The sequence below is a fragment of the Gillisia sp. CAL575 genome (genome assembly GCF_000403785.1).
Lineage (GTDB): Bacteria > Bacteroidota > Bacteroidia > Flavobacteriales > Flavobacteriaceae > Gillisia.
In genome coordinates this window covers 193425-206567 of sequence record NZ_APHJ01000023.1, presented here as the reverse complement: position 1 = coordinate 206567, position 13143 = coordinate 193425, and the positions used below count along the sequence as shown (strand labels likewise).

The 13143-nt window shown below is 31.9% G+C and carries 12 protein-coding genes; all 12 read left to right on the top strand.

Translation table 11 applies throughout. The features are described from left to right. Positions 1-90 precede the first annotated feature (90 nt). The 12 genes from mbpA (at position 91) to I130_RS07380 (ending at position 13077) form a co-directional block, all read left to right on the top strand. A complete protein-coding gene (gene mbpA / locus I130_RS07440) occupies positions 91-387 on the top strand; it encodes a mobilization protein MbpA (protein WP_034920916.1) in 297 nt (98 codons plus the stop codon). Next, complete coding sequence (locus I130_RS07435; RefSeq protein WP_034920911.1) at positions 384-1250, top strand: relaxase/mobilization nuclease domain-containing protein; 867 nt, start codon at positions 384-386, stop codon at positions 1248-1250. Before mbpA ends, I130_RS07435 begins: the two co-directional genes overlap by 4 nt. Positions 1251-1262: 12 nt before the next feature. Continuing rightward, positions 1263-1712, top strand: coding sequence for a DUF6730 family protein (locus tag I130_RS07430; RefSeq protein ID WP_034920909.1), 450 nt, complete (start codon positions 1263-1265; stop codon positions 1710-1712). 241 nt (positions 1713-1953) lie between these two features. Continuing rightward, on the top strand, positions 1954-2673 hold the full coding sequence (locus tag I130_RS07420) for a GNAT family N-acetyltransferase (RefSeq protein ID WP_034920901.1): 720 nt from the start codon (positions 1954-1956) through the stop codon (positions 2671-2673). Positions 2674-2875: 202 nt separating this feature from the next. Continuing rightward, positions 2876-5959: an Eco57I restriction-modification methylase domain-containing protein gene (locus I130_RS07415; RefSeq protein WP_034920897.1), complete on the top strand. Its 3084-nt coding sequence runs from the start codon at positions 2876-2878 to the stop codon at positions 5957-5959. 145 nt (positions 5960-6104) lie between these two features. Beyond that, the gene (locus I130_RS07410) at positions 6105-6464 is read left to right on the top strand and encodes a hypothetical protein (RefSeq protein ID WP_034920893.1); all 360 of its coding nucleotides are present in this window, start codon (positions 6105-6107) and stop codon (positions 6462-6464) included. A gap of 324 nt (positions 6465-6788) precedes the next feature. Then, the gene (locus I130_RS07405; RefSeq protein ID WP_034920888.1) at positions 6789-7370 is read left to right on the top strand and encodes a hypothetical protein; all 582 of its coding nucleotides are present in this window, start codon (positions 6789-6791) and stop codon (positions 7368-7370) included. Between the two features lie 10 nt (positions 7371-7380). Continuing rightward, positions 7381-8277 carry a restriction endonuclease gene (locus I130_RS07400; RefSeq protein WP_034920886.1) on the top strand — a complete coding sequence of 299 codons (897 nt, stop codon included), beginning with the start codon at positions 7381-7383 and terminating at the stop codon, positions 8275-8277. Positions 8278-8408: 131 nt separating this feature from the next. Further along, positions 8409-9062, top strand: a complete 654-nt coding sequence (locus tag I130_RS07395; protein WP_034920883.1) for a viroplasmin family protein — start codon at positions 8409-8411, stop codon at positions 9060-9062. A 2-nt stretch (positions 9063-9064) separates the two neighbouring features. Then, on the top strand, positions 9065-11212 hold the full coding sequence (locus I130_RS07390) for a UvrD-helicase domain-containing protein (RefSeq protein ID WP_083932880.1): 2148 nt from the start codon (positions 9065-9067) through the stop codon (positions 11210-11212). Positions 11213-11394: 182 nt separating this feature from the next. Further along, positions 11395-12330: a hypothetical protein gene (locus I130_RS07385; protein ID WP_034920880.1), complete on the top strand. Its 936-nt coding sequence runs from the start codon at positions 11395-11397 to the stop codon at positions 12328-12330. A 126-nt stretch (positions 12331-12456) separates the two neighbouring features. Next, positions 12457-13077: a hypothetical protein gene (locus I130_RS07380; protein WP_051119647.1), complete on the top strand. Its 621-nt coding sequence runs from the start codon at positions 12457-12459 to the stop codon at positions 13075-13077. Positions 13078-13143 lie beyond the last annotated feature (66 nt).

Sequence of the window (13143 nt, the reverse complement as noted above, 5' to 3'; positions counted from 1 at the left end):
AGGGAGATTCCTTTTGGGATAGCAAAGCAAGATGTGTCATTGTCATGACAATCTTGCTTTGCTCCCGGAGGTTGCAAAGTTTAAATAAAAATGAAGAGGGAATATATCCAGATACGCTGCTCGATCTACGAGAAAAAGCTACTCAAAAATAGAGCGGCCAAAGCAGGTATTTCCCTTTCTGAATATTTGCGATCCACTGCTTTTCAGAAAAATATTATAGAAAGGATTACCCAGGAGCAGTTAGAATGTTATCAGCAACTCGTACAATACAAAAACAACTTCAGCCGAATCAGCAATATGTTTAAAAAAAGTAATCCAAAACTTGCCGAGGAAGTAAAACATTTGGCAGAAGAAATAAGAAATCACCTTAAAAATTTCAGAAAATGATTGGCAAGGGGCATTCCATATCAAGAACGGGAGCATCTATAGGTTATGGATGGAATCAGGAAAAAGATGCCGAAGTAGTCCTTAAAGAATTTCTGGCCGGAGATAATCCGCAGGAGATAACGGAAGAGTTTAAAATCATCCAGTCTCAAAATGAGCGATGCATTAACAATACCCTGAGTTTTATCTTAAGTCCTACCATTGAAGATGGAAAGGACTTAAGCGTAAAAGACTTGGAGGAAATTTCTAAAAAGTTTTTAAAGGAAATGAATTTGCAAAATAACCAATCCATTGGATTTGTTCACAGGGATAAAGAACATACTCATGTTCATATTTACACCAACCGAATTGGCTTTGATGGGAAAGCCTATAATGACAGCTTTATTGGCAAAAGAAGTCAGCTAGCAGCAGATAATGTAGCAAAAGAGCTTGGCCTTACCAGAGTTCGAGAAGTACAACAAGAAAAATTACAGGAATTGAATCCGCAGCGATTGGCAATAAAACAGATCCATGACAAGGTATTGGAAACCAGACCCAAATCAATAGATCAATATATCAATAAAATGAAAGCGCAACAGGTAACAGTGATTCCAAGCATCAATAAATCAAATCAAATACAAGGCTTCCGATTTGAATATAAAGGAGTGAATTTAAAAGGAAGTGATGTGCACCGATCAATGACGGGTGGTAAACTCATAGGAGAAATCACTAGAAATTCAGCATATACAAGAATGAACGAAGTACCCACCAGTTTGAAATTGATGGATAAAACAGTTCAAGTCAGCACTAATATGGCAGCTAGTATAGCCAAAGGCTTAGTGAAGCAAGTAATAAAAAGAAGCTTGGATACAGGAATAGGATTTTAAATAATTAAAAGGATGAAAAAGCTAGATGAAATTATGGAGCTCATGACCGATGAGATGGCGGACTTTCAAGCAGCAATTTTAAAACTTGAACTGCTTTCAAAACAACTGGTCAATTTAAGCATTCCAATTACTACGGAAGCACTCGAAAAACGCTTGAACATCTTCTTAGAAAAACAGGAAGAAGAAAACAGGCTAAAAGATGAAATTCTCAAGGAAATAGAAAGGAAGCTAAAGCACTCCAGAATAATTCCGAATTACCTTTTGATCCTATTCGGAACACTTGGAATAATCACATTAGGATTGCTAGGTTATTTCGGATACACAGTCAAAGTATTAGAGAAGGAAAAGTTTGAAATCTACCGAATTATTATGGAATCAGAGAATGATCTCTATCAGCAATATCTTTCTATAAATCCTGAAATTAAAGAAGATTATAGCCAGTGGTTGGAAGGAAAAAAGTAGGATTTGTCATGACAATTAACCTTGACGCAAATTATCCTAATTTTACAGTAAATGGCTTGAAACCTCCAGTAAAATGGTTATTATTTACTGTAACTAATGCATCAAAAGTAGTTTGCGCCCTATGCTGTTTTTATTTAACGCTTAACTTCCCGTACGCTATAAAAACAGCACAGGATCCACGCGCAGGCAAGTTATGGTAGATATGGGGCACTGAAATATAAATACTCTAAATTACATTATGATGTCAAATTCTAATATACTAATACAACCTACTAAAATACAACTAGATGAAATTCATTTTTGGTTAAAAGAGGAGTATAATAAAACACATCAGGGTTTCTATTGTAATTGGCCTATTATAGTTGAAGCTTTTGAAAAAGATAGATTAATAACTTTTCAATCTTATAATAAAGCAGTTGGTTTCGTAGTTTGGCGTGCTGGAGAGGTACATATTGACATTGATATCATGGAAATAGCTCCTCATTTACGGCATCAAGGAATCGGAAGAACTTTTGAAAGTTATATTAATTTACATTTCAAAGAAGCCGGCTTTACGGCCTTAAAGTTATTTTGCGAACCAAGAGAATCGGAAAATTTCTGGAGAAAATTAGGTTTTATCAAATTCCCAGAAAGAGGTTATAGTATATCTGATCTCACCTTCTACAAACCACTAATATCATGTTTAGAACCGGTTAGTGAGTCCAGTTTTTCGAATAGAATCGAACTCTGGAATTGTGACCCTTATGAAAAAAATAAGTATCCTCCTATCTGGATTTGGGAGATTAAGAATAATCTTAATCCAATTCTTCATCCTGTCAATTGTAATTGGAACTTAAGAGTTATTATAAATAATAACCTTTTTACCGAAGATAAAGTAAAATATGTTGGAGAAAAAAAATGGGAAATAGACCACTCTCCTTTTTTATATATTAGAAAATCTGTTTTAAGAAGTTTGTATTAAATTATCCTTACTTCGATTTATTATTGAATCCAACAAAATCTAAAATTTTGAATTAAAAAATCAAACCATTGAAGAGAATAAGATTAATTTATCTCAAATCTTAAAATTTTAAGATATTTTAGTAGCTTTACTTCCCGTTAATCTGCTACTACTCCTACCCTATTAGTTAGTAACGCAGTTTGTAATACTAACAAATCAATTTATGGCCTTATTTCAGGTTTCTGTTTTAAAGAAATACCTAAAGCTTCAAGATGACCAAGTTATTGACAAAGCTTATAAAAAATTCACCAATTATTTTCAGCATCCTGAAATTCAGGAAAACATAAGAAGTTCTAAAGAGGAGCAGTTTCAGTCAACTTTTTTAAATGAACTTTTTGTAAAGATTCTAGGTTATACTATGAATCCAAATCCCAGCTATAATCTTACTACCGAATATAAAAATGAAAAAAATGCACGTAAGGCAGATGGTGCAATCTTAAATGGGGAAACTGCCATTGGCGTAATAGAACTAAAAGGCACCAATACGAAGCATTTAGAAGGGATAAGGCAACAGGCTTTTGATTATAAAGCCAATCAAAAAGGATGTGTGTATGTAATAACCTCCAATTTTGAAAAGCTTAGGTTTTATATAAATGATGCTACAGAATTTTTAGAATTCGATCTTTTTGAGCTTAACCCTTATGATTTTTCGTTACTATGGTTATGCCTTCAGAAAGAGAATGTTATTAACGGACTTCCTTTAAAAATCAAAGAAGATTCTTTATTCGTGGAAGAAGCTATTACTAAAGAGTTTTATAAAGATTATTCTGTTTTTAAAAGAGAGCTTTATAGAGATCTGGTGCGCAGAAATGCCAAAAATCTAAAAACGTTCCGTTCTTCTGAAATTGCTTCAGAATCTTTAGATCATCTTGAGCTTCAAAATGATGTAAATAGATTAGAAAAAAATGTCAAGCTTAATTTGTTTAAAAAGTCACAAAAGTTAATAGACCGGTTTCTGTTCATATTTTTTGCTGAAGATCGTGGCTTACTTCCTCCAAATTCCATACATAAAATTTTGGCCGACTGGAATAAATTAAAAGAACTGGATGCTCACGTTCCTTTATATGATCGGTTTAAATTATACTTTAATTACTTAGATACCGGCAGAAAAGGAAGCGAAACTGCAGCAGAGATCTTTGCTTATAACGGAGGACTTTTTAAACCCGATGCTATACTGGATGTTTTGGAGATAGATGATGAATTACTAAATAAACACACCGCACAACTTGCTAAATACGATTTTGAAAGCCAAGTAGATGTGAATATCCTTGGGCATATTTTTGAAAATTCTCTCAATGAAATTGAAAGCGTAAATGCAGAAATTGAAGGTGGCGATTTTGACAAACAAAAAAGCAAACGTAAAAAAGATGGCGTTTTTTACACGCCTAAATACATCACCAAATACATTGTAGAAAATACGGTAGGTAAACTATGTGAAGAAAAGAAAACCGAGCTTGGGTTTAAGGAAGAAGAATATTATCGTGGTAGAAAACGCAGACAAAAAGAAACTTTAGAAGCACTTTTAAAGATCTTAGATGATTATAGAGCCTGGTTGCTAAAACTCACCATTTGCGATCCTGCTTGTGGCTCTGGTGCATTTTTAAACCAAGCCTTAGATTTTCTAATTAAAGAACATCACTATATAGATGAAATGAAAGCCAAGTTATTGGGTGGCGGACTTGTTTTTAGCGATATCGAAAATACCATTCTGGAGAATAATATTTACGGGGTAGATATTAACGAAGAGAGTGTGGAGATTGCCAAACTTTCCCTGTGGTTACGCACCGCACAACCACGCCGAAAACTAAATGATCTAAGTAATAACATAAAATGTGGGAATTCTTTAATAGAAGATAAAAATGTAGCGGGCGATAAAGCTTTTAAATGGAAAAAGGAATTTCCCGAAGTTTTTGATCCTTCGACAAGATCAGGAAATGGTTTCGATGTGGTGATTGGGAATCCACCTTACGGAGCTAAGTTAGACAAGCCTTCACAAAAATATTTGAATGAAAGATATATTCAAGGTGGTTCTGAATCTGTAATATCTTTTCTAAAATTGTCTCACGAATTATTAATTCATAATGGCCAACTAGGTTTTATTATACCTAAATCTTTCTCATTTTCTTCAAATTATAGAAGTATTAGAGAATTTCTAATTGATGAAATAGTTGAAATAGTTGATTGCGGCAAGGTTTGGAATGATGTGAAGCTCGAGCAAATAATTATAAATTTTTCGAAATCCAAATCATCTCCTACTTATAAGTCATCAATTAGGGTTAATAGTGACATTACCAGCTTATGTGAAATTGATAAAAACACTTTTAGAAAATATGATCTAATATTAAATGGTATATCGCAAAAGGAACTTGAAATAGGCCAAAAAATACATTCGAATAATATCTTCCTGAACGACATTTCCATTAATCAAAGAGGTGGTTCTATACAACGTGATATCGGTTTAACTGGGGAATTTTTTGTGCTTGGCGGAGCAAATATTCAAAGAGAAGGCGTCAAGGGATTTAAAGGCATGGCAGCTAAAAATAAAGTCCATGAGGATACTAAAAACCTACTTAATACTAATTCAGTATTAGTACAGAACATTGTTTCTCATATTAACAACCCAGTTGAACACATTAAAATAACAGCTTGCATAGTAGACGAAGATTTAGACCGGTATGCAATTCTAGATACTATTAATCAAATCACTATTGATAATACTAATTACAGTAACATTCAAATAGAAAATTTACTAAATTCTAGCCTTATAAATTGGTATGCTTTTCGTTTTATATATGGAAAAGCGATAAGAACAATGCATTTTGACAATGCAGTGACATCGAGAATCCCGCTACCCCCTGTTCCAATTCAAATTAGTAAAGAAATTGATAGTTTAGGAATCAAATTGAAAAAGCAAATTACCAAAATGTGTGAGTTGGAAGGGATTATTGATAATTTTATTATGACAACACTCGATTTAGTTTCTCAGAAAGGGATTGTTGGAAATTCAAACAATGATTTCAAAAAATTTATAAAAAAAATTAATTCAATACTTAAGAGAAATAATCGAGAAAAACTGTCCAAAGAGCAAGAGCTAGATTGGTTCGGTGTTTTCAACACAAAATCGAAAGAGATTTTGAACATAAAAAAAGAAATCGTTGAAATTCAACATTCTATAGATAACTTAATATTTGAGATATATGGATTAAATAAGAATGAAATAAAAATAATAAAAAACCAAATGCCGTAGATTAAAAAAACTATAGTATTGTGACATCACTATATTTGGAAATAAAATTAAATATTAAGAAATATTAATTATCAGATGATGTAAAAACTGTTTGTCATCGTACATACCTAAAAATCAATAATTTAAATATAAAATTAAAAAGTTTATGACAACTCAAGAATTGAATCAAGCATATGAATATTTCACCCAACCAAATGTTCAAACCTATATTGAAGCGGAAGTAGCTAATTCATCACTTAATAGATTTGAAAGGGATTATGCTGAATATACTGGCAATCAACCTTTACCAATTGATACTAATTCAAAACCTTATTTCGTGTTAGGACCCGAAGCAAATAAATGGGGAATAGAACTACGAATTTATTTCACAGAAGATAATATTCCAGAATTTTTAGATACTCTTTCAACTTCAAATACAAGACCTGGATATGAGATTTATGATAGACGGATAAATAATAACGAGCTGATAAATTATCTATTTTCAAGAGGTTTTACATTAGGGTAGGGTGAAATAGACTAACAGAATTTCTATTATAACCTATTTTTAATTAAATGAGATTGATCATTATATCAAGGTAATTATCAAGTTGTTTAACAAAGCTGTAAAAAAGATCAACCTCGAACGAGATAAAGGAGACCCAGTACCGGTAATGGAATTGACTAAATAAGTCGAGTTCGAGTAAATCGAACGGTTAGAGGAGAATAAAAAAGGGCACAAAACTTCAGCTAAAAATAGCCGCAACCAATAGAAAGATAGAATATGGCATATGATCTATATGGCTTAACTAATGAAGAAATTGAAATTGTAGAGAATAGTTAAATAATAATTTTGGGAAGATTAGACTCAGAAAACCTCATTAGATATTTTAGGGATCTTCAAGTGCTTTGCGAAAAATGGAGTCCTATTGAAAATAAAATCCCTTTCAAAACTTTTGCGAATAATGAAGGAACATTAACAGGTATAGGCCCTGCAACTGCTATAGAAAAATTGAGAACTAATATATTTGATTATGGTGAAATGAAGCATATTGATATAAATCAAGATTTTGCAGGACTTTATCTATTTTCAAAAAATGGCAAACCGTTTTATTGCGGTATTTCAAGAAATGTAATTAAAAGAATTTTAGATCACCAAAAAGGTCCTACCAGTTCCATGGCCACATTAGCTCATAGAATTGCTAAAGGTTATAGCAAGGATTCAACGGAAGAAAAATATCTCGAAGCTTTTGATTCAGAGCGTAATGCATTAATGGCTTGTGATGTTTCTTTAATAAAATTCTATGATCAAAATAAGGAGGAACATAGTAAAAATAATATGCATCAGCACAAGGAAGAAATAATGCTTTATCTATTTGAAGTTTTTGTTTCAGTAAATTATAATACCAAACACAATACTTTCCGTACCCATTAAAAAATAAATTATGGAATTACCAAAATATCATGAATCCTTTATTCCTCTTTTAGAAATCTTAAGTTCTGGTGAACCTATTAATAGTAGGGACTTAGCCATTAAGGTACGAGATAAATATTACTCTCACTTGCCTGAGAATTTATTAAACCAGAAAACAAGTTCTGGTGCAAATACTTTAGTCGACAGAATTCTTTGGGGAAAATCTTATCTAAAAATGGCAAAATTTGCTTCTTATCCCAAAAGAGGAATGGTTCAAATAAATGACAAAGGCAGGAGAGTACTGGAAAAAGGTCATATAACAGTAGAAGAGCTTCAAAACGATCCAGACTATATTAAGCATAGAGAGTCGGTAGATAATAAAAAAGTGAATGAGGAGGAAATAAAGAATGTGAATGTTAAAAATGCTTCACCTCAGGATCTAATTGATTCTGGCTTCTCGACTATGGAAACTGAAGTTAAAACTGAACTTCTTGAAAAGCTTAAAGATATCGATCCATACTATTTTGAAAAAGTAATTCTTATTCTTCTTAAAAAAATGGGATATGGGGATTTTGTAGAAACGTCAAAATCTGGCGATGGTGGAATTGATGGTATCATTAACGAGGATAAATTAGGTCTTGAAAAAATTTATACTCAGGCGAAACGATATAATGAAAATAAAGTGCGTGAGAGAGATATCCGAAATTTCATTGGCGCGATGAGCGGAGATACCAGCAAGGGTGTTTTTATAACTACTTCAAGCTTTGATGATGCAGCAATTAGAAAGGCAAAAGAAGCCCATCACTCGATTATTTTGGTAGATGGGGCTAAGTTAGTAGACCTAATGCATCAATACAATGTTGGTATTCAAATAAAGACTGTTTATGAAGTAAAGGAAGTGGATAATGATTTCTTTGAGGGGGATTGATTCCTTAATTCGAAATATAGCTAATTAAGTTAAAATAAATAGGGAACAAGGAAGTGACTGTAGTATAGTAATGATATCGAAAATACTACTTATTATACTAAAACAAAATGTAGAGAAAACTCAAGTATAAAATGAGCAAGAAGAAGAAGAAAAAATTTTATGTTATTTGGGAAGGAGTTGAAACTGGTATTTTCCATACTTGGAATGAATGTTTGGCAAATACCAAAGGATATCCTCAAGCTAAATTCAAATCTTTCCTGACGTTAGATGCTGCAGAAAAAGCCTATTCGGAAAGTTACTGGGACTATGCAGGAAAGGATGTAAAAGAAAAGTTTATTCCTGAGTTTTCTAAAGAACAGTTATTACTAATTGGTCAACCCGTACTGGACAGCATTTCTGTTGATGCAGCTTGCAGCGGTAATCCAGGGAGGCTTGAATATCAAGGAGTATTTACCGAAACCAAAGAGGTAATATTCAAGCAAGGACCATTTGAATATTCCACCGTAAATATGGGAGAGTTTTTGGCTATAGTTCATGCACTGGCTGAATTAAAAAGGCGAAACGATAAAAGACCCATATACTCAGATAGTAAAGTTGCGATGGGTTGGGTCAAAAAAGGTATTTGCAATACCAATTTAGAGGAAACTGAAAATAATAAAGAAACGTTTAAACTTATAGCAAGAGCCTTAAAATGGTTAGCGGAAAACAACTACGATAATCAAATTCTCAAATGGGAAACAAAAGCTTGGGGTGAAATTCCAGCGGATTATGGAAGAAAAAAATAATTATGCAGGAAATTCAGAATAGTTTATTAAGTCAGTTAAATGATAAGCAAAAAGAAGCAGTTACTAGTGAATCCAAAAGATTATTGGTTCTAGCTGGAGCGGGTTCAGGGAAAACTAAAACATTGCTTCAAAAAATCATGTATCTCATTGAGGAAAAAAGTGCAAACTCAAATAGTATACTGGGAATAACATTTACAAAGAATGCATCTAATGAGATGATTGATAGGTTAATAATCAGCGCAGATGAAAGTGGTTCCTATAAAAAAATCATCTCCGACAAATCAATAACCAAAGTTCAAATTGATCAAGAAAGAGTTCTTTTTACCAAAAAGTTTAATTGGATCAATAATTTAACTATCAAAACATTTCATAGTCTTTGTTATGGAATTTTAAGGGAATATGGTGTTACAGAATTCGACAATCAATTCCGTTTAATTGCAGATAATAAACAAGACTCTGATCAATCTTCAAATTCTGCTGATGAAACTACTTTCGAGGCTTTAAATAAATGTATAATTGAAAGATGTAAGCAAGACAGGGGTTATCTATTGGACTTAAAAAAATATGTGCTGGATTATCTTGTAGATAAAATTCATCAAAAAGAGGATAATCTAAAGTTATATCCAAAAGGCAAATATTTCACTACTTTAAATGGAACTAAAGTAAGATCTAAATCTGAACAATTTATTTCAGACTGGCTATATAGACATAGTATACCTTTTGAATATGAACCTGTAGTTAACTTTGGAGATTTCTCATTTAAACCAGATTTCTACTTACCGTCTGCTAATATTTACATAGAACACATTAGTAATAGAAGTTATCCAACTAAGGCAAAGGAAGAACAATTCAAAAAAGGAAACCTAACTTTAGTAAAAACTCATGAAGAACAGACCAGAAATTCTGCCACTTTCAATCAGTATTTAGAAAATGCAATTAAAAATAGGTTGCCTACTGATTATCAATATACTCAAAATCTTTCTTTTGAAGAAGAGTTTAATTTTTATAAGAAAAATATAGCAAAATTTCTTTTTGATACTTTGAAGGTGGTTGATATGATTAAAGTTGAAAACTTATCTATTGAATTTGTTAATAAGCAAGCTAAGGAAGACCAACATGAAAGAGTGAGAGAATTTTATAGACTTGCTTTACCTTTAATTTCTGACTACAAAGCATATTGCACGAATAAATCATATTTAGATTTCAATGATTTAATTACTAAGACTATATCTCTTTTTGAAAATAATTGCGCAATTAAGGACAGATTTCGTGATCAATTTAAATATTTACTTGTTGACGAGTTTCAGGATGTTAATAACCTCCAAGTAGACCTAATTAGGCTGCTTTTAAAGGAAGAAAGTCAATTGTTCTGTGTTGGAGATGATTGGCAAAGTATTTATGGCTTTAGGGGCTCTAATGTTGATTTTATAGTAAACTTTGAAGATCATTTCCATAATTCTAAGATTATTAAACTTAATCTAAATTATAGAAGTAGCGAAAATATCGTTGGAGCAAGTAATGAAGTAATTAGGCATAACAAATTCCAAATAAAAAAAGACGTTCAAGCCTCTAACAAATCTGGAAGTAAAGTCTACGTTCACAAAGGAATTACGGAAATGGAAAATGTAGATTTTGCTGTGGATCAGGTTAAACTTTTGAAGGAGGAAAAAAATTACTCGAAAGAGGATATACTCTTTTTATATAGAAGAACTAGCATGTATTACGAATACAAAAAAAGGTTCAAGAATGAGGGAATTAAAGTTTCTGCAAAAACTATTCATGCTTCAAAAGGTTTAGAAGCAAAAGCAGTTTTTATAGTAGGATTAACTGACGGATCTGGTGGTTTTCCAGATGTTTGGCTAAGTGATAGACTTTTTCAAGTTTTAAAAGAATCTGAGCACGATAAACTACTTGAGGAAGAAAGAAGACTTTTTTACGTAGCTCTTACAAGAGCACAAAATGATTTATACCTTATTACAGAAAAAGGAAATGAATCTCGCTTTCTGAATGAAATACCAGAAACATTAATACATAAACTCGGAAAATCACTCACTACGATAGTTGAAACAGTAAAACTATGTAATAGTTGTGAATCTAAAATTGAAGAAAGGTTCGACTTTTGTCCTTACTGTGGCATTCAATCAAACTAACCTAAAATGCTTAAAAGCTGGAAACTAAAAACTTCAAATCAGACTTTACAAGAAAAGGGCTCTATGACTTAATATGGTCTAAGCCATTAACTAAAATTGTCAACGAAATTGGTTGCACTTATGTTAATTTAAAAGAAATCTGCCTAAAACATAATATTCCCACTCCTACTGGGGGTCATTGGATGAAACTTAAGCATGGTAAAGAATCACCGATAAAGCCACTTCCCAAAGGAGAAAGCGAAGTAATCAAACTTAATTCTAAAAATAAGAAAGAAGTCACTCTAGATAAGTATAATTCAATATTCCATCAATCAAATTTGAATTTCAAAGTTCCTGAGAAATTATCTAACCCACATCCACTTGTCAAAAAAGCAAAAGAAGTTTTAAAAAATCAAAAGGCGGGATGGTATGGAAAAGGGAAAGACATCATTTATTCCGGAGGAAAATGTATATCTACCGAAGTTACTAGGGATAATATTCCTAGAGCTTTACTAATATGGGATACTTTCATTAAGATATTATTGCTTCGAGGTCATAAGATTTCAGAAGTAAAAGATTCTGAATTTCTTATTTTGGGAGAAGACTTTACAATTAGGGTAAGAGAGATTTTAAAACGTGTAAAAGTACAAGATTCTAGATGGGAGCACAAGGAAAATATAGGTTCTGGAATTTTATCTATAAAGATACACCAAGGTTATAATCAGAGAGAATGGAGAGATCAGAAAAGCAAAACTATAGAAGATCTACTCCCAAGTATATTGGATAAGCTTGAACAATTAGCACAACAGGAAAAGAAAGAACGAAGAGAGCGGGATGAATGGTATAGAAGAAATGAAATAGAACAGAATATAAAAAAAGAAAAAGATGAAAGAGTTGCATTAGAACTTCAAAATTTCAAACAACTTTTTGAAACTGCCACCAGATGGAATAAATCTCAATACCTAAGAAACTACATTAAAGAATTTGAACAGCATTCAATCTCCAGTAATATGTTAGATGATCAAAAAAGGAATTGGATTGCCTGGGCGAAAGAAAAAGCGGACTGGTATGATCCATTCATTGAGAAAGAAGTGGAATTGTTAATGGATTTTGACAGAGATACACTCAGGCATAAATAGAATTTGGATGGAGAATAAATTCTAATACCAACCGATTGATTACCTATTAATTAGCTTACTTGAATAAATATTCTAATTAAACAAATTTCCTAACACTACCATTAGATTATAAAAATCCATTTATTTATGCACTATAAATTAACCGATGAAATAATTAAAATAAGTGAATCCAGTATATGGAATAGTGCCAAAAATGAATGGAATTTTGAATATGCTTACCAGAGTGAAGATTTACAAACTTGCCTTTGTGGACATTATCCTATCAAGAATATTTGTGTAATAGAAAACACTATAAACAAAAACACCACAGAAGTCGGTAATTGTTGTGTGAATAAGTTTCTAGGTATTAAAGACGGTAATAAAATTTTCGTTTCCATTAAAAGATTAAAAATGGATCCTGAAAAAAGTATGAGTCCTGAAGTACTTGATTATTTATTTAGGAAAAAAGTGATTACGGATTTTGAGAATAAATTTTATTCAGATACAATCAGTAAAAGAAAAATGTCATCTAAACAAATGGAGATTCGGAAAAGGATAAATAAAAAGCTTATAAATTTCACAAGCTATGATGCGAATGCATCGCTTTCTCGAATAAATTTAGTTCTAAATTGGGGTGAAAGCAATGAAGCTTTTGATAAAACATTTATAAATTCTTTGAAGAAAAGTTGTGAACGGAACGGAAAACTAAGTAATAAACAATCTAAAGCACTTGAAAACATAATTAAAAAGTGGGGAATAGAGGATTAAAAAGAGTTTAAATTAATGTGTGTCAACAAGAGAATTGAATAATTCTAGCAACATTAATAAATTCAC